The 19,471-nt window shown below is 67.4% G+C and carries 19 protein-coding genes and 1 pseudogene; 17 read left to right on the top strand and 3 right to left on the bottom strand.

Going from position 1 to position 19,471, the window contains the following annotated elements; genetic code table 11:
- Positions 1-37: 37 nt before the first annotated feature.
- Together ACIGII_RS06220 and ACIGII_RS06215 are read right to left on the bottom strand one after the other, a co-directional pair.
- The gene (locus ACIGII_RS06220) at positions 38-406 is read right to left on the bottom strand and encodes a response regulator (protein ID WP_399634331.1); all 369 of its coding nucleotides are present in this window, start codon (positions 404-406) and stop codon (positions 38-40) included.
- Complete coding sequence (locus ACIGII_RS06215; protein WP_399634333.1) at positions 399-1,556, bottom strand: nitrogen regulation protein NR(II); 1,158 nt, start codon at positions 1,554-1,556, stop codon at positions 399-401. The genes ACIGII_RS06220 and ACIGII_RS06215 overlap by 8 nt, the downstream gene beginning before the upstream one ends.
- A 158-nt stretch (positions 1,557-1,714) precedes the next feature.
- On the opposite strand from ACIGII_RS06215, the gene ACIGII_RS06210 reads away from it, so the two are divergent.
- The 9 genes and pseudogenes from ACIGII_RS06210 (at position 1,715) to ACIGII_RS06170 (ending at position 11,238) form a co-directional block, all read left to right on the top strand.
- Positions 1,715-4,813, top strand: a complete 3,099-nt coding sequence (locus tag ACIGII_RS06210) for a response regulator (protein WP_399634334.1) — start codon at positions 1,715-1,717, stop codon at positions 4,811-4,813.
- Positions 4,786-5,634: a CheR family methyltransferase gene (locus ACIGII_RS06205; RefSeq protein WP_399634336.1), complete on the top strand. Its 849-nt coding sequence runs from the start codon at positions 4,786-4,788 to the stop codon at positions 5,632-5,634. Before ACIGII_RS06210 ends, ACIGII_RS06205 begins: the two co-directional genes overlap by 28 nt.
- The gene (locus ACIGII_RS06200) at positions 5,634-6,218 is read left to right on the top strand and encodes a chemotaxis protein CheB (protein WP_399634337.1); all 585 of its coding nucleotides are present in this window, start codon (positions 5,634-5,636) and stop codon (positions 6,216-6,218) included. Before ACIGII_RS06205 ends, ACIGII_RS06200 begins: the two co-directional genes overlap by 1 nt.
- Positions 6,215-7,330, top strand: coding sequence for a response regulator (locus tag ACIGII_RS06195; RefSeq protein ID WP_399634339.1), 1,116 nt, complete (start codon positions 6,215-6,217; stop codon positions 7,328-7,330). Before ACIGII_RS06200 ends, ACIGII_RS06195 begins: the two co-directional genes overlap by 4 nt.
- A gap of 83 nt (positions 7,331-7,413) precedes the next feature.
- Complete coding sequence (mntR, locus tag ACIGII_RS06190; RefSeq protein WP_399634341.1) at positions 7,414-7,872, top strand: manganese-binding transcriptional regulator MntR; 459 nt, start codon at positions 7,414-7,416, stop codon at positions 7,870-7,872.
- The gene (tadA, locus tag ACIGII_RS06185; RefSeq protein ID WP_399634343.1) at positions 7,865-8,389 is read left to right on the top strand and encodes a tRNA adenosine(34) deaminase TadA; all 525 of its coding nucleotides are present in this window, start codon (positions 7,865-7,867) and stop codon (positions 8,387-8,389) included. Before mntR ends, tadA begins: the two co-directional genes overlap by 8 nt.
- A 61-nt stretch (positions 8,390-8,450) precedes the next feature.
- The gene (gene orn / locus ACIGII_RS06180) at positions 8,451-9,023 is read left to right on the top strand and encodes an oligoribonuclease (protein ID WP_399634345.1); all 573 of its coding nucleotides are present in this window, start codon (positions 8,451-8,453) and stop codon (positions 9,021-9,023) included.
- An 87-nt stretch (positions 9,024-9,110) separates the two neighbouring features.
- Positions 9,111-9,986, top strand: a pseudogene (locus tag ACIGII_RS06175) (EcsC family protein); the annotation flags it as partial.
- 139 nt (positions 9,987-10,125) lie between these two features.
- Entirely contained in the window at positions 10,126-11,238 is a 1,113-nt protein-coding gene (locus ACIGII_RS06170; protein WP_399634346.1) for an alkene reductase, read from the top strand.
- 67 nt (positions 11,239-11,305) lie between these two features.
- On the opposite strand, the gene ppsA is transcribed toward ACIGII_RS06170, so the two are convergent.
- On the bottom strand, positions 11,306-13,684 hold the full coding sequence (gene ppsA / locus ACIGII_RS06165; RefSeq protein ID WP_399657448.1) for a phosphoenolpyruvate synthase: 2,379 nt from the start codon (positions 13,682-13,684) through the stop codon (positions 11,306-11,308).
- A gap of 143 nt (positions 13,685-13,827) precedes the next feature.
- Here ppsA and ACIGII_RS06160 point away from each other — a divergent pair, with 143 nt between their 5' ends.
- From ACIGII_RS06160 to ACIGII_RS06125, 8 genes are all read left to right on the top strand, one after another.
- The gene (locus tag ACIGII_RS06160; RefSeq protein ID WP_399634348.1) at positions 13,828-14,649 is read left to right on the top strand and encodes a pyruvate, water dikinase regulatory protein; all 822 of its coding nucleotides are present in this window, start codon (positions 13,828-13,830) and stop codon (positions 14,647-14,649) included.
- 87 nt (positions 14,650-14,736) lie between these two features.
- On the top strand, positions 14,737-15,249 hold the full coding sequence (locus ACIGII_RS06155) for a DUF1249 domain-containing protein (protein WP_399634350.1): 513 nt from the start codon (positions 14,737-14,739) through the stop codon (positions 15,247-15,249).
- 3 nt (positions 15,250-15,252) lie between these two features.
- The gene (locus ACIGII_RS06150; RefSeq protein WP_399634351.1) at positions 15,253-15,741 is read left to right on the top strand and encodes an NUDIX hydrolase; all 489 of its coding nucleotides are present in this window, start codon (positions 15,253-15,255) and stop codon (positions 15,739-15,741) included.
- A 222-nt stretch (positions 15,742-15,963) separates the two neighbouring features.
- Positions 15,964-16,578 carry a CDP-alcohol phosphatidyltransferase family protein gene (locus ACIGII_RS06145; protein ID WP_399634353.1) on the top strand — a complete coding sequence of 205 codons (615 nt, stop codon included), beginning with the start codon at positions 15,964-15,966 and terminating at the stop codon, positions 16,576-16,578.
- Positions 16,579-16,630: 52 nt separating this feature from the next.
- Positions 16,631-17,635 (top strand): class III poly(R)-hydroxyalkanoic acid synthase subunit PhaE, encoded by a 1,005-nt coding sequence (phaE, locus tag ACIGII_RS06140; protein ID WP_399634354.1) that lies wholly within the window; start codon positions 16,631-16,633, stop codon positions 17,633-17,635.
- On the top strand, positions 17,632-18,699 hold the full coding sequence (gene phaC / locus ACIGII_RS06135) for a class III poly(R)-hydroxyalkanoic acid synthase subunit PhaC (protein WP_399634356.1): 1,068 nt from the start codon (positions 17,632-17,634) through the stop codon (positions 18,697-18,699). Before phaE ends, phaC begins: the two co-directional genes overlap by 4 nt.
- Positions 18,700-18,772: 73 nt before the next feature.
- Entirely contained in the window at positions 18,773-18,979 is a 207-nt protein-coding gene (locus tag ACIGII_RS06130) for a PspC domain-containing protein (RefSeq protein ID WP_068852656.1), read from the top strand.
- Entirely contained in the window at positions 18,976-19,449 is a 474-nt protein-coding gene (locus ACIGII_RS06125) for a hypothetical protein (protein ID WP_399634358.1), read from the top strand. The genes ACIGII_RS06130 and ACIGII_RS06125 overlap by 4 nt, the downstream gene beginning before the upstream one ends.
- Positions 19,450-19,471 lie beyond the last annotated feature (22 nt).

The following is a 19,471-nucleotide window of genomic DNA, read 5'->3' as shown; positions in this document are numbered from 1 at the left end:
ATTCCGTTCAGGGATGAAGCGTTCACGCCGATGCGGGTCACCCCGCCGGGACGGTACCGCGAAGAAGATCCACGAGCTGGCGCAGACGGTAGGGCTTTGGAATGAAGGTGACGTGGTCCGGCAGCGCTGGCAGCTGCGAGCGCGCAAACCCGGAGGCCAGGATCATCCGCGCATTGGGCAGACGTTCGGCCACGTGCTCGCTCAATTCCAGCCCGGTCATGTTGTTGGGCATGTTGATGTCACTGAACACGACATGGAAATCGCCGGTTTCATCAATGACGCGCAACGCATCGGGGCCGTCGTTGGCGGTGTGAACGTCGATCCCGAAGTCCCTCAACGCCATGCCGATGAGTTCGCGCAGCTGCTCCTGGTCTTCGACCATCAATACGCGGAGGGGCTCAGACATGTGCGGGTTCCTCAAGGGCAGGTAACAACAAACGGACCGTGGTGCCGCGTCCCGGGGCGGTCTGGACGTCGACGAAGCCATCGCACTGGGACACGAACCCGAACACCTGGCTCAGGCCGAGTCCGCTGCCCTTGCCCACCTCCTTGGTGGTGAAGAACGGCTCGCTTGCACGCTCGGCGACCTCCGGCGGCATGCCACTGCCTGCGTCGGTAACCGTAATGGCAACGTAACGGCGCTGGGTAGGCGTCGCCAGGTCCGGGGCGAGGCGTTCTTCGACCTGGGCGCTGAGCGTGATGGTCCCGCCCGACGGCATCGCCTCGCAGCTGTTCAGCAGCAGGTTCAGCACCGCAGTGTGCAACTGTACGCCATCGGTGCTGATTCGAGGTAGGTCGAAAGGCACTTCCGTACGCAGAAGAATGTTGGCCGGGCAGGCGCGCTGCAGCGAGTGCAGTTCGTCCTGCAGCAGGCGGGCAACCTGCAGGGGCTCGCGAATGAGGGTCTGGTCGGCCGAGAACGCAAGCAACTGGCGGGTCAGCAGCGAGCCCCGGTCGGCCGCTGCCTGGGCCAGCTCCGCCAGCTCGCGGGTACGGGCGTCGGCGACCGGCGCCATCGCGATCAGGTCCAGCGCGGTGCCGATGGTGGTCAGCAGGTTGTTGAACTCATGCGCCAGCCCGCGGGTCAGGCGACCCACGCCTTCGAACTGCTGAAGCTGTTCACGTGCGCGCTGGGCATCCTGCAGCAGCCGCTGGGCCTGGTAGCGCTCGGTAATGTCCTGGGTGACCTTGACGAAGCCGAGCAGGGCGCCGTCCTGGCGGACCGCTTCGATGACCTCGCTGGCACGGAACCGCTCGCCGCTGCGGCGCACCCGCCAGCCTTCGCCCACGAAACGGCCTTGGCTCCCGGCCTGCGCCAGGGTCTGCTGCGGCACGCCGTTGGCGCGGTCATCACTGCCGTAGAACAGCCCGACATGCTGGCCCAGTGCTTCTTCGGCGGTATAGCCCTTGACGCGTTCGCAGCCGCGGTTCCAGCTGCGGATGCAGCCGTGTGCGTCGAGCATGTAGATCGCGTGGTCGGAGACGTGATCGATCAACAACTGCAACTGCAGGCGATCATCAGCAAACGGCGCGATGTCGGTGATTGCCTGGACCACGGCGATGACGATACTCCCCCGGTAAGGGGCTGAACCCTAGAAGCGATGGTGTGAAGATAGTGTCAAGAACGTGGTTGGATACGTCGCCAACTGGCGGATATCGCACGCATTCACTGTTCGGTTACCATCGAACCCCTTTTTGCGTTGGAACCGTCTGGATGAATGCTGCGCCGACTGCCCGCGACCGCTGGATATGGCTGGCCTCGGCTGGGCTGATGGGCCTGACCATCGGCCTGGAGCTGGTGGTGCCGTTGGGCTACGCGGTGTGGCTGACCTATTTCATGGCGGTGGGGATCACCCTGTTCCAGCGGCGCCTGGAAGCGCCGATCCTGGTGGCGCTGGGTTCGTGCGTGCTGCTGGTGGTGGGCTACAACCTTGCACCGGCCAGCACCAATTCTGCATTTTCGTTCGTCAACCGCAGCATCGGCGGGGTCGCGTTCGTGCTGATGGCGCTGACCGTGGTCAAGGCGATCCAGGCGCGGCGTACCGCTGCCGACGCGCTGTGGCTGCAGGAGGGCGAGAACGACGTCACCGTGAGCCTGCGCGGCGACCCCGAGCCCGGCACCTTGGCCGATGCGGCCATGCGCTCGTTGTGCGCGCGCCTGAATGCGGATGTGGGCGCGCTGTACCGGCTGCAGGGCGAGCGCCTGGTCCTGGTGGGCGGCGCGGCGTTGCCGCCCGGACTCGCCGACAGCCTGCCGGCGCAGGCCGGGCAGTGGGGCGAGGTGCTGCGCGGCGGCGAGCCGCGCCGGCTGGAAGAAAGCGGGAGCGCGCTGGAAATCGAGACCGCGTTGGGCCGCACGCCCGTTCACCAGCGTCTGCTGGGTCCGATCACGGCCGATGGCGTGGTGGTCGGTCTGATCGAACTTGGCCGTGCGGGCGTGTCGCCGGCCCGTTCGCTGGAACTGGACCTGCTGCTGCAGTGCGCCGAGCCGGTCGGCATGGCCCTGCGCACCGCGCTGCTGCGCGCGCAGCTGGTGGAGCTGCTGGAAGAAACCCAGCGCCAGAGCGAAGAACTGCAGACCCAGCAGGAAGAGCTGCGGGTGGCCAATGAGGAACTGGAAGAGCAGAGCCGCAGCCTGCTGCACTCGCAGGCCAACCTGGAACAGCAGCAGGCCGAGCTGGAACAGACCAATGTGCAGCTGGAAGAGCGCACCCACGAGCTGGAAGCGCGCCAGCAGGCGCTGCTGGTGGCACAGGGCCAGCTGGTGCAGAACAGCCGCGAGCTGGAGGCGAGCTCGCGCTACAAATCCGAGTTCCTGGCCAACATGTCGCACGAGCTGCGCACGCCGCTCAACAGCGCGCTGATCCTGGCCAAGCTGCTGGCCGACAACAAGGACGGCACGCTGACCGCCGAACAGGTCAAGTATGCGCAGGCCATCCACTCCTCCAACAACGACCTGCTGGCGCTGATCAACGACATCCTTGACCTGTCGCGGATCGAAGCCGGGCATGTCGAGCTGGCCGAGGAAAACCTGGCGGTGTCCAGCGTGCTGCAGCGCCTGAAGGAAACCTTCGAGCCGCTGGCCGCCCAGAAGGGCCTGCTGCTGGAGATCCGGGCCGAGGACGATGCGCCCACCCAGCTGGTCGCCGACGGCCAGCGCCTGCAGCAGATCCTGAAGAACCTGCTGGCCAATGCGGTCAAGTTCACCGAGCATGGCAGCGTGTCGCTGGTCGTGCGCGGCGACCGGGCAGGGCGCATCCAGTTCGCCGTGACCGATACCGGGATCGGCATCGCCCAGGCGCAGACCGAGGTGATCTTCGAAGCCTTCCGCCAGGCCGATGGCAGCACCCGTCGCCGCTATGGCGGTACCGGGCTGGGCTTGTCGATCTCGCGTGACCTGGCCGCGCGCATGGGCGGCGATATCGCCGTGTCCAGTGAGCCCGGTCGTGGCAGCTGCTTTACCCTGACCCTGCCGCTGGCGGCGGGCGCCAGCGCCGCGCCGCTGGCCAGCGCGCCCGATGTGCGCCCGGCGCCCACGGCCAAACCGGCCGCGCCGACACCCCTGTTCGGCACCGGTCACGACGCGCCGACCGTGGCGCAGGGCCCGCGCGTGGCCGACGACCGCGGCCGCCGCAGCCGCGCGGGGCGCATGATCCTGGTCGTCGAGGACGACGTCGCATTCGCCGAGGCCCTGGTCGGCATGGCGCATGAGCTGGACTTCGACTGCGTGGTCGCGCAGAGCGCGGAGGAAGCGCTGGCGCTGGCCTCCGAGCTGCGACCGAACGGCATCCTGCTGGACATCGGCCTGCCCGATGTGTCCGGCCTGAGCGTGCTGGAGCGCCTGAAGCGCGACCCGGCCACGCGCCACATCCCGGTGCATGTGGTCTCCGGGCTGGAGCGTTCGCAGCTGGCGATGGAGCTGGGTGCGATCGGCTATGTCATCAAGCCGGCCACGCGCGAACGCCTGGTCGAGGCGATCCAGCAGCTGGAGGCGACCAGCGAGCGTGATGTACGCCGCCTGCTGATCGTCGAGGACGACAGCGCGCTGCGGTCCAACCTGCAGCTTCTGCTGGGACGCGACCAGCTGGAGATCACCGCGGTCGGCACCATCGCCGAGGCGATGGCCGAGCTGGCCAATTCCACCTTCGACTGCATGGTGACCGACCTGGCACTGCCCGACGGCACCGGCTACGACCTGCTGGAGCACATGGCCGGCAACGAGGCCCTGGGCTTCCCGCCGGTGATCGTCTACACCGGGCGTGCACTCACCCGCGACGAAGAGCAGCGCCTGCGCCGTTATTCCAAGAGCATCATCATCAAGGGCGCACGCTCCCCCGAGCGCCTGCTCGACGAGGTGACCCTGTTCCTGCACAGCGTGGAAGCCTCGCTGCCAAGCGACCAGCAGCGCCTGCTGCGCGAAGCGCGCCGCCGCGATGCAGTGCTGGACGGGCGCACCGTGCTGCTGGCCGAGGACGATGTGCGCAACATCTTCGCGTTGTCCAGCGTGCTCGAGCCGCTGGGGGTCAAGCTGGAGATTGCCCGCAACGGCCGCGAGGCGCTGGATCGGCTGGGCCCGGAGATCGACCTGGTGCTGATGGACATCATGATGCCGGAGATGGACGGGCTGACCGCGATGCGCGAGATCCGCAGCGACAACCGCTGGCGCGACCTGCCGATCATCGCGCTGACCGCCAAGGCCATGCCCGACGACCGCGAGCACTGCCTGCAGGCCGGCGCCAACGACTACATCGCCAAGCCGATCGACGTGGACAAGCTGGTATCGCTGTGCCGTGTGTGGTGCTCGCGCCGATGAACGACAGCGAGCTGTTCGACCTGGAGCTGCGCCTGCTCCTGGAGGCGGTGTACCAGCGCTACCACTACGACTTCCGCAACTATGCGCTGGCGTCGCTGCGGCGGCGCATGCGCCATGCGATGGCGCGGTTCGAGTGCCCCAGCATGGGCGCCCTGCAGCACCGCCTGCTGCACGAGCCGGAAACGTTCGCGCAGGCGATGCAGTACTTCACCGTGCAGGTGTCGGAGATGTTCCGCGACCCCGCGTATTTCCGCATGCTGCGCGAGCACGCCATTCCCGTGCTGCGCACCTATCCGTCGATCAAATTGTGGATCGCCGGTTGCAGCACCGGGGAAGAAGTGTGGTCGCTGGCGATCCTGCTGCACGAAGAGGGGTTGCTGGACCGCGCGATCATCTACGCCACCGACATCAACCCGGAGGCGCTGGCGGCAGCCGAGGCCGGTGCGTTCCCGATCGACCGGATCGCCCAGTTCAGCCGCAACTACCTGGAGGCCGGTGGCAGCACGTCGCTGTCGGACTACTACAGCACCGGCTATGGCAACGTGGTGTTCGACCGCCGGCTCAAGCGCAATATCGTGTTCGCCGACCACAGCCTGGCCACCGACACCGTGTTCTCCGAGGTGCACCTGGTGTCATGCCGGAACGTGCTGATCTACTTCCAGCGCGCCCTGCAGGACCGCGCCATCGGCCTGTTCCTCGAGGCCCTGGTGCACCGCGGTTTCCTTGGCCTGGGCAGCAAGGAGTCGCTGCAGTTTGGCGAGCACGCGAATGCGTTCGAGGCCTGCGCCCGCGAACAGCGCCTGTACCGGAAGCTGGCCTGATGCACGCCGAGTCCTCGCAGCCCGCCATCGAACTGATCGTGGTCGGCGCCTCGGCCGGCGGCGTCAGCGCGCTGCAGCAGCTGCTGGCGGCGTTGCCGGCCGAATTGCCGATGCCGGTGCTGGTGGTGCTGCACCTGCCGCGCGATCGCCCCAGCGGCATTGCCGGCCTGCTCGACGTCGGCTGCGCGCTGCCGGTGCGCGAGGCCGAGGACAAGCAGGCCCTGCTGCCCGGCACGGTGACGTTCGCGCCGCCGGATTACCATCTGCTGGTGGAAGATCGTGACAGCGTGGCGCTGTCGGTGGATCCGCTGGTGCTGTTCTCGCGGCCGGCGATCGACCCGCTGTTCGAAAGCGCGGCCGATGTGTTCGGCAGCGGCGTGCTGGCGATCCTGCTGACCGGGGCCAGCAACGATGGCAGTGTCGGCGTTGCCCGGGTACGCCACGCCGGTGGCCAGGCCTGGATCCAGAGTCCCGACGATGCCTATTCCCCGATCATGCCGGCCGCAGCGCTGGCGCATGCCGGCGCTGATGCCGTGCTGACCCTTGTATCCCTATGTTCGCGTATGAAAGGCCTTGCACGATGAACCTGATTGCGCCCACCCCCACGGCCGCCACCGAACGCGTCAACCTGCTGATCGTCGACGACGTGCCGCAGAACCTGGTGGCGATGGAGGCACTGCTGCGCCGCGACGGGCTGGACATCCTGTGTGCCGCCTCCGGCGCCGAAGCGCTGGAACTGCTGCTGGAGCATGAAGTGGCGCTGGCGCTGCTGGACGTGCACATGCCCGAGATCGACGGGTTCTCGCTGGCCGAACTGATGCGCGGTTCGCAGCGCAGCCGCGACGTGCCGATCATCTTCCTGACCGCCTCGCCGAACGACCCGGTGCGCGCGTTCAAGGGCTATGAAAGCGGCGCGGTGGATTTCCTGCACAAGCCGATCGAGCCGCAGGTGATCATGAGCAAGGTCAATGTGTTCATCGAGCTTTACCAGCAGAAGCAGTTGCTGAAGGCGCGCAACCAGGCGCTGGAGCATGCGCTGACCTTGAACGAAACGATGATGGCGGTGCTCACCCACGACCTGCGCACGCCGCTGTCGGCCATCCTGCTGTGCGCGGACAAGCTGGCGCTGGACGTGCCGGGCGATCCGTCGGTGCAGCAGACCCTGGTACACCTGGAAAACAGCGCCGTGCGCATGGCGCGCATGGTGGAGCAGCTGCTGGACTTTTCGCGCATCCGCAGCGGTGGCCTGCGCCTGCAGCAGGTGGAGTGCGACCTGGCCGAAGTGGCGGCAGCGGTAGTCAGCGAAATGGGCCGCGCCCATCCGCAGGCGCAGATCGAGTTGCAGGTGGAAGGCGACACGCGCCTGCACGGCGATCCGGACCGGCTGGCGCAGCTGCTCTCCAACCTGGTGGGCAATGCGGTGCTGCACGGCGGCAGTGCGCCGGTGCTGGTCGCGGTGCGCGGCCTGCAGGGCGATGCGCTGCGACTGCAGGTACGCAACGCCGGGCAGATTCCCGAGGCATTGCTGCCGCGGCTGTTCGAACCGTTCAAGGCCAGCTTCCACGACAGCCGTGGGCTGGGCCTGGGGTTGTTCATTGCCCATGAGTTTGCCCGGGCGCATGGCGGGATCCTGGCCGCACGCAACCTGGACGGCGAGGTGCTGTTCGAAACCGGGCTGCAGCGGCGCGCCGGGTGACAGGGCGACCCTGCTGCCGCGGTTGACGGGCATGGCCTTCGTCAGTTGACGGGCATGGCCCGTCACTACGGTAAACTGGGGGTATGTCGCCCTCTCTCCGCAAGTCGTCTACGCCGCTGATCGATGCCCAGGTGCATGTCGAAGGGTTCGTGCAGGTGCGCGAGGCGCGGCGCTCGGAGCTGGTTGAAGATTACGTGGAATTGATCGCCGACCTGATCGCCGACGGCCGTGAGGCCCGGCAGGTGGATATCGCCACCCGGCTGGGCGTGGCGCAGCCAACCGTCGCCAAGGCGCTCAAGCGGCTGGTCAAGGAGGGCTGGGCCGTGCAGCGGCCGTACCGGGGGGTGTTCCTGACGCCGGCGGGTGAGCAGCTGGCGGTGGAGATGCGGGCCCGGCACCAGACCGTGGAGCGCTTCCTGCTGGCGCTGGGGGTGGACGCCGATTCGGCGCGGCGCGATGCCGAGGGCATCGAACACCACGTCAGCGAAGCCACCCTGGCCGCGTTCGAGGCCTTTCTGCGCAAGGCCGACGCCGGTGGTTGAGCGCCTGCCCGCGCCGCCGCCGTTGGGCGTGCCGGTGCACGACCAGGACGAATACTGGATGCACCAGGCGCTGCGCCTTGCCGAACGTGCGGAACGTGAGTTCAACGAGATCCCGGTGGGCGCGGTGCTGGTCGCGGCCGACGGCAGCGTGCTGGGCGAGGGCTGGAACCTCAACATCGCCGACCACGACCCCAGTGCGCATGCCGAGATCGTGGCGATGCGCCAGGCGGGCAGGGCGCTGGCCAACCATCGGCTGCTGGGCAGTACGCTGTATGTCACCCTGGAGCCGTGCGCGATGTGCGCCATGGCCGTGGTGCATGCGCGGGTGGCGCGGCTGGTCTACGCCGCCAGCGATCCCAAGACCGGCGCCTGCGGCAGTGTGTTCGACCTGCTTGGCGACCCGCGCCACAACCATCGCGTGGACGTGCACGGCGGGGTGCTGGCCAAGGACGCGGGGACCCGCCTGACCAATTATTTCCGCGCCAAGCGCGGCAAGCCGCCGCTGCTGCTGCCATGACACCGGCCGGCGGCTGGCGCTACGCGATATCATGGTCCTCTCGTAGACAAGGTTTGAACACATGGCCGACAACGGCGCCGAAGGCGAACGACTGATCTGGATCGACCTGGAAATGACCGGTCTGGATACCGACAACGACGCGATCATCGAGATCGCCACCGTGGTCACCGACGCGCAGTTGAACGTGCTGGCCGAAGGCCCGGAACTGGCCATCCACCAGCCGGTGGAGCGGCTGGAGGCCATGGACGAGTGGAACCGCAACCAGCACCGCCGCTCCGGGCTGTGGCAGCGGGTGGTGGACAGCCAGGTCACCCTGGCCCAGGCCGAGGCGCAGACGGTGAACTTCCTGGCGCAGTGGATCAAGGCGGGCGCATCGCCGATGTGCGGCAACTCGATCTGCCAGGACCGTCGTTTCCTGCACCGTGAAATGCCGCGGCTGGAGAAGTACTTCCATTACCGCAACCTGGACGTATCCACGGTCAAGGAACTGGCGCGGCGCTGGGCCCCTGCGGTGGCTGCTGGCGTGGGCAAGACCTCCAGCCACACCGCGCTGAGCGACGTGCACGACTCGATTGCCGAACTGCGCCACTATCGCCAGTTCATGGGCGCGCTGTCGGGGCTGTCGGCGGCCTGAGGGGCGTCGCATGGCTGAGACGTTCGTGAGGGCCGGCCAACGGCCGGCGCTACCGGTGCCTCCGGTTCCGTCGGGCGGGGGTATGATCGGGTGATGAGCCATATCGTCCGGATCCTCCCGCCGCCGCTGGAAGCGAAGATCGCGCCTGCGTCCAGGGACTGGGCCGACCTCGAGCGGGCCGTCGCGCTGCTCGAGTCGCCTACGTTGACCGCCAAGATGGCGAACCTGGTCGGCTCGCCGCTGGAGTTCGCGGTCCGGAAGCTGCCGGACGTGGTGTCGCGCCGCATCCACGGCGCGGTCGAGGCGGCGCTGTTCAAATCGGCCCAGGCCGCGCTGTGGAGCATGGACAACACGCCCGGCAAGGCGGCCTCGACGCGCTGGCACAAGGCGGCCGCAGCCGCCACCGGCGCGCTTGGCGGCGCCTTCGGTTTCACCGCGCTGTTCCTGGAACTGCCGGTGTCCACCACCATCATGATGCGCTCGGTCGCCGACGTGGCCCGCAGCGAAGGCTTCGACCTGAGCGAGATGGGCACGCGCCACGCCTGCCTGGAAGTGTTCGCGCTGGGCGGCAACTCCGGACAGGACGATGCCAGCGAGACCGGCTACTACATCACCCGGGGCTTCACCGCCGAGGTGATGCGCCACCTGTCGGCCGAACTGGCCGGTGCGGCGGTGGGCGGCGGGGGCGTGATGATCGGCCTGACCCCGAAGGAAGCCGGCAAGTGGCTGGCCAAGATCGTGGAGAAGGTCGCGGCCCGTTTTGGCGTGGTGGTGACCGAAAAGTTCGCCGCGCAGGCCGTGCCGGTGATCGGCGCGGTCGCCGGCGCCACCCTCAATACTATGTTCACCGACTACTACCAGGACATGGCGCGCGGCCATTTCATCGTGCGCCGGCTGGAAAAGCAGTACGGCTACGAAACCGTCCGCGCCGCGTACAACCAGCTCGCAGGCCAAACCCCGTAGCGACAGGCCCTGCGTGTCCCAGGCGGTCCTGGCGTCGGATCATTGCACCCACGGCACAACTGTTTTGCCGCCATGGCGCTTTTTGCCGCGTCGGGTCGTCCCCATTCTTGGCACAGTCGTTTACCAAGGACCTCCCCCCATGCTGTTCACCCCCTACCGCCTCGGCCCGCTGACGCTGCCCAACCGCATCGTGATGCCGCCGATGACCCGCTCCCGCGCGGCCAGCGGCAACGTCGCCACGCCGATGATGGCCAGGTACTACGCCCAGCGCGCCTCGGCCGGCCTGATGGTCAGCGAAGGCACCCAGATCAGCCCGCAGGGGCAGGGGTACGCCTGGACCCCGGGCATCCACGATGACGCCCAGGTTGCCGGCTGGCGCGGCGTCACCGACGCGGTGCACGCGGCCGGCGGGCGCATCTTCGCCCAGCTCTGGCACGTGGGCCGGGTCTCGCACGTCGCCCTGCAGCCCGATGGCGCCGCACCGGTGTCGGCCTCGGCACTGCAGGCCGACGGGGTCAAGGTATTCGTCGACGTGGCCGGCAGCGGGCCGCAGGGTGGGGTGGGGGAAATGGTCCAGCACTCCATGCCCCGCGCCCTGGATAGTGCCGAGATCCCGCAGATCGTGCGCGATTATGCGCTGGCAGCGCGCCGTGCGATGGATGCGGGCTTCGATGGGGTGGAACTGCACGGCGCCAATGGCTACCTGATCAATCAGTTCATCGACTCCGGTTCCAACCAGCGTACCGACGGCTACGGTGGTTCGCTGCAGAACCGCCTGCGCTTCCTGCGCGAAGTAGCCGCAGCCGTCGCCGCCGAAGTGGGCGCCGACCGTGTCGGCGTGCGCCTGGCCCCGCTGACTACCCTGCAGGGCGCCGTGGACGACACCCCGCAGGCCACCTACCTGGCCGCCGCGCACATCCTGGACAGCATCGGCGTGGCCTACCTGCATATCGCCGAAGCCGACTGGGAAGACGCCCCGGTCATGCCCGTGGCATTCAAGGAAGCGCTGCGCATGATCTACCGCGGCACCCTGATCTACGCCGGCAAGTACACCGTCGAGCGCGCCGAGGAAGCGCTGGCCAACGGCTGGGCCGACCTGATCGGCTTCGGTCGTCCCTTCATCGCCAACCCCGACCTGCCGCTGCGCCTGCAGTACGGACTGGCGTTGAACGCCCCTGACAAGGCGACGTTCTTTGGCGGCGCCGAACCCGGGTTCACCGATTACCCCAGCGCCGAAACAATCGAAGCGTAGTGACACGCCACGCGTGTCACGCGGAGCCCGAACACAAAAAACCCCGCCGAAGCGGGGTTTTTCGTTATCAGCCCTTGGCCTTCAACTTGGCCAACCGCAGCCAGGTATCCACCACGGTGTCGGGATTCAACGACACCGACTCGATGCCTTCCTGCATCAGCCATTCGGCCAGGTCCGGATGGTCGGACGGGCCCTGCCCGCAGATGCCGACGTACTTGCCCTTGGCGCGTGCCGCCTTGATCGCCATCGACAGCAGCTTCTTCACCGCCGGGTTCCGTTCGTCGAACAGGTGCGCCACGATCGACGAATCGCGGTCCAGGCCCAGGGTCAGCTGGGTCAGGTCGTTCGAACCGATCGAGAAGCCATCGAAGATGTCCAGGAACTCATCGGCGAGCAGCGCGTTGGACGGCACCTCGCACATCATGATGATCTTCAGGCCGTTCTCGCCCTGCTTGAGGCCATTCTGCTCCAGTACCTCGACGACCTTGCGGCCTTCTTCCAGGGTACGCACGAACGGAATCATCACCCACAGGTTGTCCAGGCCCATCTCGTTGCGCACGCGCAGCACGGCCTTGCATTCCAGCGCGAAGGCGGCCGAGAAGCTCGGGTCGACGTAGCGGCTGGCGCCGCGGAAGCCGATCATCGGGTTCTCTTCGTGCGGCTCGTAGTTGCTGCCGCCGATCAGGTTGGCGTACTCGTTGGACTTGAAGTCCGACAGGCGCACGATCACCGGGTTCGGCGCCACCGACGCGGTCAGCGTGGCGATGCCTTCGGCCAGGCGGTTGACGTAGAAGCTGACCGGATCGGCATACCCGGCGATCTTCTCGTCGATCTTCTTCTTCGTGGCCGCATCCTGGCGGTCGTATTCCAGCAGCGCGTTGGGATGGATGCCGATGTGGCTGGCAATGATCATCTCCAGGCGGGCCAGGCCGATGCCGGCGTTCGGCAGCTGGCCGAAGTCGAAGGCACGTTCCGGGTTGGCCACGTTCATCATGATCTTCAGCGGCGCAGGCGGCATGTTGCCCAGGTCCGTGGTGGTGCGTTCGAAGTCCAGCTTGCCTTCGTAGATGAAGCCGGTGTCGCCCTCGGCGCAGCTGACCGTCACTTCCTGGCCGTCCTGCAGCACCTGGGTGGCGTTGCCCGAGCCGACCACGGCCGGCACGCCCAGCTCACGCGCGATGATCGCCGCGTGGCAGGTACGGCCACCGCGGTTGGTGACGATGGCCGAAGCGCGCTTCATCACCGGCTCCCAATCGGGGTCGGTCATGTCGGCGATCAGCACGTCGCCCGGCTGCACGCGCGCCATGTCGTCCAGCGACTTGACCACGCGGGCCACGCCGGCACCGATCTTGGCACCCACCGCGCGGCCCTCGGCCAGCACCTTGCCGTCCTTCTGGTTCAGCGCGAAGCGCTCGATCTGCGTGGCATGGCCCCGCGACTTCACCGTTTCCGGACGCGCCTGCACGATGAACAGCTTGCCGCTCACGCCGTCCTTGGCCCACTCGATATCCATCGGGCGGCCGTAATGCTTTTCGATGATCAGCGCCTGCTTCGACAGCTCCTGCACATCCTCGTCGCTGATCGAGAAGGTGTTGCGGATCTCCACCGGGGTGTCTTCGATGCGCACGCGCTCACCGGGCACGTCCGAATACACCATGCGGATCGCCTTGCTGCCCAGCGAGCGACGCAGGATGGCCGGCTTGCCCGCATTGAGCGTGGGCTTGTACACGTAGAACTCGTCGGGGTTGACCGCACCCTGCACGACCATTTCGCCCAGGCCGAAGCTGGAGGTCACGAAGACCACGTCGCGGAAGCCCGATTCGGTGTCCAGGGTGAACAGCACGCCCGACGACCCCACGCCCGAGCGCACCATCAGCTGCACGCCGGAGGACAGGAACACGTCTTCGTGCTTGAAACCATGGTGCACGCGGTAGGCGATGGCACGGTCGTTGTACAGCGAGGCGAACACTTCCTTGACCTTGTGCACGACATCGTCGGCACCGGTCACGTTGAGGAAGGTTTCCTGCTGGCCGGCGAAGGAGGCATCGGGCAGGTCTTCCGCGGTGGCCGAGGAGCGCACGGCCACGGCCACGTCGCCGCCGCCGTTCTCGTCGCACAGCTGCCGGTAGGCGCTGCGGATGTCCTGGTCCAGCTGCGGCTGCAGCGGCGCGTCGATCACCCAGCCGCGGATTTCCTTGCCGGCGGCGGTGAGCGCGGCCACATCTTCCACGTCCAGCGTGGCCAGCTTGTCGAAAATGCGCTTGGAAAGATCGTTATGCGCGATGAAGTCCTTGAAGGCTTCAGCGGTGGTCGCATAACCGCCGGGGACGGACACCCCCAGCCCGGCAAGATTGCCGATCATTTCGCCCAGCGACGAATTCTTGCCGCCTACGCGGGCCAGGTCGGCCAAGCGCAGTTCGTGCAACCACAGGATATTCTCGTTCAAGCGCGATGCTCCGTTTGGCCATCGCCCGAGGCGGGCTTAATGGCCACGTCCGTAGGAAGAAGCCGATATGATGCCGGGCAGACCGCCGTCGGCACAAGCTTGTATCGTCGGCCTTTTTAAGCTTCAGAGGGGTTAAAAGCCGTATGTCGACGATCCGTCCGGTCTTCTACGTATCCGATGGAACCGGTATCACCGCTGAAACCATTGGGCATAGCCTGCTCACCCAGTTCTCCGGGTTCAGCTTCATTACCGACCGCATGTCGTTCATCGACGACCCGGAAAAGGCGCGCGAAGCCTGTGAACGGATCCGCGCGGCGGGCGAGCGCTACCAGGTCCGGCCGATCGTGGTCAGTTCCTGCGTGGACAGCGGACTGAGCATGATCCTGGCCGAAAGCGGCGGGTTGATGCTGGACGTGTTCGCCCCCTTCATCGAGCCGCTGGAGCGCGAACTGGCCGTCAACCGGCATTCCCGGGTGGGCCAGGCGCATGGCATGGTGGACTTCGAGACCTACCACCGGCGCATCAACGCGATGAACTTCGCGCTGACCCATGACGACGGGATCGCCATCAACTACGACGACGCCGACGTGATCCTGGTAGCGGTATCGCGGGCCGGCAAGACCCCGACCTGCATCTACCTGGCCCTGCATTACGGGGTCCGCGCGGCCAACTACCCACTGACCGACGAGGACCTGGAGCACGATCGCCTGCCGCCCCGCCTGCGCCCTTACCGCAACAAGCTGTTCGGCCTGACCATCGACCCGGACCGGCTGCAGCAGATCCGCCAGGAGCGTCGCCCCAATTCGCGCTATGCCAACCTGGAGACCTGCCGCCGCGAGGTGGCGGCGGCCGAGACCATGTTCCGCATGGAGCGCATTGCGACCCTGAGCACCACCCATACCTCGATCGAGGAGATCTCGAGCAAGGTGTTGACCACGCTGGGATTGCGGCGCGAGTTGTATTAACGGAAGGCGTCACGACCAACGGTCGTGACCTACCGGTCCGCCTGCGGCGTCCCCACCTGTGTCCTACCAACGTGTAGGATCGGATTCATGGCCCAGGCATCGCCCCGCATCGAACGTATCCCCCGGCTCAGTCGGCTCAGCTGGCTGATGGGTCTGTACGCGGAGAACTATCGCCATCTGGTGCGGTTGTTCGAACCGGCCGACCTGGCCGCCGGCAGCTATGTATCGTCGGTGGGCGATGGCCTGGACGTGCGCCTGGATGTGATCGAATGCCATCGCTACACGGTCGAGCTGCGCCTGACCTACGATTTCGCCGACCCGGTCACCGGGCAGCCCGACCCCTCGGCGTATGTGCGCCTGTACCGTGACGCCCGCCAGGCCGAGACCACCCATTGCTATGTCGGCCGGCGCTGGCAGGACGTGGTGGGGATGTACCCGCCGCCGGCCGAGCTGATCAGCCACCGCATGCGCATGAACACCTTCCTGGGCAAATGGCTGGAATACCTGGCCGAGCGCGGCCACGGCGTGGCCACACTGCGCCGCGATGGCGACGCCGCGCCCGCACCCTCCGATGCCCGCCGCACCCAACTTGCCAGCTGACCCATGCCCTATACCCCGATCGTAGCCACGCTGGGCTACGTGCTGTCGCCCGATGGCCGCCAGGCCCTGATGATCCACCGCAACGCGCGGCCCGGCGACCAGCACCTGGGCAAATACAACGGCCTGGGCGGCAAGGTCGAGCGCGATGAAGACGTGGCCGCCGGCATGCGCCGCGAGATCCTGGAAGAGGCCGGCATCGAGTGCGGGCGCATGCGGATGCGCGGCACGATCAGCTGGCCGGGGTTCGGCAGGGCTGGCGAAGACTGGTTCGGGTTCGTGTTCGTCATCGACGATTTCACCGGCACGCCGCTGACCTCCAACCCGGAAGGCACCCTGGAATGGGTGGACGTGGACAAGCTGGAAACCCTGCCACTGTGGGAGGGCGACCGCCAGTTCCTGCCGCTGGTGTTCGATGCCGACCCGCGTCCGTTCCACGGGGTCATGCCCTACCGCGATGGCGCCATGCAGGGGTGGTCGTATACCCGTCTGTAGGGATGTGCCGCGTTATCCACAGGGGGTGTGGATGACCGGTGCGTAAGTTTGTGGATAAGCCCCGGCATCGACCAGCACCCCTTGCTGTCAAGATGGGTGGCGAAAAATTCACCGCAGGTCGACGCGGCGTGAGGGCTGCGCGAACGCCGACCGGAGCGTGAAGGCTGTCGCGGTTTGGCCCGCTCGCGGTACTCTTCCTGCATTGTCGTCATCCGAGCCTCCATGAAACGTCACTTCACGATGCTGCGCGAATTCCAGCTGGCCGACTGGTTCACCCTGGCCAATGCGTTCTGCGGCACCGGCGCGGTCTTCGCGGCCATGCGCTTCCTGCAGGATGGCGAGCGCAGCTACCTGCTGTTCGGCATGGCGTTGATCCCGCTGGCCTTCATCTTCGACGCCCTGGACGGGCGCATCGCGCGCTGGCGCAAGTCCAGTTCGACCCTGGGCCGCGAGCTGGATTCGCTGTCGGACGTGATCTCCTTCGGCGTGGCCCCGGCCTCGCTTGCGTATGCCTGCGGCATGCAGGGGGGATGGGACTGGCTGGTGCTCAGCTATTTCGTGTGCTGCGGGGTCAGCCGCTTGGCCCGTTACAACGTGACCGCCGAGGCGCTGGCAGGCGAGGGCGACAAGGTGCCGTACTTTGAAGGCACCCCGATTCCGACCAGCCTGGCGCTGGTGGTGGTACTGGCGGTCGCCGCCAGCATGGGCGCGATCGGCCATGAGCTGTGGCTGGGACGCTGGCAGCTGGGCCCGTGGCAGCTGCACCCGCTGGTGCTGCTGTTCGCCCTGTCCGGGTCGCTGATGATCAGCAAGACCCTGCGCATTCCCAAGCCGTGAGCCGGAGCCCGACCATGCTGCCGTCGCTGTCCCGTCGCCCTGGAGCCGTCCTGTGAGCACCGCCGGCAGCGGCCATGACGCCGGCGACTTCGAGGCGCTGGCGCGGCAGTACTTCAGCGCCTGGGGCGATGCGCTGCGCCATGCGGCGGTTCCGGGGGCCGGCGACGGCGCCGCGCCGGGCAGCTGGCAGCAGACCATCGAAGGCTGGGCGCAGCTGATGTCCGCCCCCGGCAATCGCCAGTCGGAAGACGCGGTGCACCGCTTCCGCGAACAGGCCGGCGGCTGGTACGGCACCATGCAGCAGGTGGCGGCTCGTTTTGCGGGCCAGGATGCCAGCAGTGCCGACATCGCCCAGGCCTGGCGCGAAGCCGTTGAAGGGCAGGGCGACGGTCTTCTCAAATGGATGCTGCAGGGCGCGCGCGGCCACACCCAGCCCGGTGGGCCGGACCTGCTCGGGCTGCTGGAGCGCCTGCAGCAGGAACTCGGCCCGTGGCTGCAGAGCCCGGCGTTCGGTCCTGGTCGTGAGCATCAGGCGCGCTGGCAGGCGCTGCTGCGCGCCCAGCAGGAATTCCAGGGCCACGCCGGCGACTACGTGGACCAGATCAAGCAGGCGCTGGACGACGCCTTCGCGCTGTTCGAGCAGCGCCTGGCCGAACACGAACAACCGGGTAACCAGCTGACCAGTGCGCGCGCGCTGTTCGACCTGTGGATCGAGGCGGCTGAGGACGCCTACGCCAAGGTCGCCCTGTCCGAGCCGTTCCAGCAGGTGTATGCGTCGCTGGGCAATGCGCAGATGCGCGTCCGCGCGGGTGCCCAGCAGGAGGTCGAGCGGCTGTGCGAGGCGGTCGGCCTGCCGACCCGGACCGAAATGGATGCCGCGCACCGGCGCATCACCGAGCTGGAGCGGCTGGTGCGGCGCTTGGCTGCTGCGGCCGGGCCGGCACCGGCACCGGCGCCGGCAGCGGCCAGGCCGGTGAAGAAGGCCGCGAAGAAGGCGGCAAAGACACCGGCAGCGAAGCCAGCCGCCAGGCCGCGCGCGCGCAAGGCGGCGCCGTGAAGGGGCCACTGGGCTTCAATGCCGAAGACCTGCTGCAGGAAACCCTGTCGATGCAGCGCAAGCTGATGGACGGGTTGAAGCTGCTGCCCTCGGTGGAGGACGTGGATTACGGCGCGACCCAGCGCGAGGAAGTCTGGCGCGACGGCAAGGTCACCCTGTACCGCTTCGTCGGCGAACAGGCGCCGGTCCAGCGCACCCCGCTGCTGATCGTCTACGCCCTGGTGAACCGGCCCTACATGGTCGACCTGCAGGCCGACCGTTCGCTGGTGCAGCGACTGCTGGCGCTGGGCCAGGACGTCTACGTGCTGGATTGGGGCTACCCCCACCGTTCCGAGCGTTACCAGACCCTGGAGGACTACCTGCTGCGGTTCGTCGACGGCGCGGTGGACCACCTGCTGGCCGCCAACGACGGCGCGCCGGTCAACATGCTCGGGATCTGCCAGGGCGGTGTGTTCGCACTGTGCTATGCGGCCCTGCGCCAGCACAAGCTGGCCAACCTGATCACCATGGTCACCCCGGTCGATTTCCATACCCCGGACAACATGCTGTCGCACTGGGCGCGGCAGGTGGACGTGGACCTGCTGGTGGACACGCTCGGCAACATCCCGGCCGACCTGATGAATGCCAGTTACCTGATGCTCAAGCCGTTCCGGCTCAACATCCAAAAGTATGTCGGCCTGCTCGACATCCTCGACGACAAGGCCGCGCTGCAGGATTTCCTGCGCATGGAGAAGTGGATCTTCGATTCGCCCGACCTGGCCGGTGAAGCCTTCCGCGACTTCATCAAGCAGTTCTACCAGGGCAACGGGCTGATGCACGACGGGGTGCGGATCGGCGAGGAGCAGGTGGACCTGCGCCAGGTCACGCTGCCGGTGCTGAACATCTATGCCGAACAGGATCACCTGGTGCCGCCGGACGCGTCGCGCGCGATGCGTGGGCGGATCGGCAGCGGCGATTACACCGAAAGCAGCTTCCGCGGCGGCCATATCGGCATCTACGTGTCCGGGCGCGCCCAGCGCGAGGTGCCCGGCACCATTGCGGCATGGCTGGCTGAGCGGCGCTGAAGGCCGGGTTCAACGCATGGGCTGCACACCGGCTGCGTTACCGTCATCCCGATCACCGTTGGAGGATCTCGCCATGAACACTACCGCCCCCCGCACGCTGTCGCGTTCGCTCAACGACCGCATGATCGCCGGGGTGATGGGCGGAATCGCCCACCGTTTCGGCTGGAGCCCGACCCTGCTGCGGGTCCTGTTCGTGCTGGTGTCGCTGGCCTCGGCGGCCTTCCCCGGCATCCTGGTGTACCTGGTGCTGTGGCTGCTGATCCCCAACGAGGCCGATTGAGCCTGCCGCGACCGGCCCTGCGCGCGCTGCAGGGGCTGGGCGCGCTCTGGACCGCGCCCAACACCCTGGTCGGCCTGCTGGGCGGACTGGCCGGGATGCTGGCGGGTGCGCGCCCCTACTGGCGCCGGGGCGACTGCGCGCTGGTGTTCCGCGAGTACCCGTGGGGCCCGGGTGGGGCGATCACCCTGGGCAATGTGATCCTGCACACCGGCCCGCAGCTGGAGGTGCCGTGCCGCACCTACGCGCACCAGGCCGGGCAGTGCAGCGAGCCGGTGATTTCGCTGCACGACCACGAACGCGCCCACGTCTTCCAGTACCTGGTGCTGGGGCCGTTCTACCTGCCGGTGTACCTGCTGTGCGGCGGGGTCAGCGCTGCCAACCCGTTCGAGCGCGCGGCCGACCTGTATGCGCTGCACGGCCGCGGCTGGTGGCCAACCGGACGTCATCTGCATGAAAGCAACGGTCATTAGCCTCTGACGCGGCAGTCAGGTG

This window comes from Stenotrophomonas sp. NPDC077420 (genome assembly GCF_044543385.1).
Taxonomy (GTDB): Bacteria; Pseudomonadota; Gammaproteobacteria; order Xanthomonadales; family Xanthomonadaceae; genus Stenotrophomonas.
This window is presented reverse-complemented; position numbering and strand designations above follow the sequence as displayed.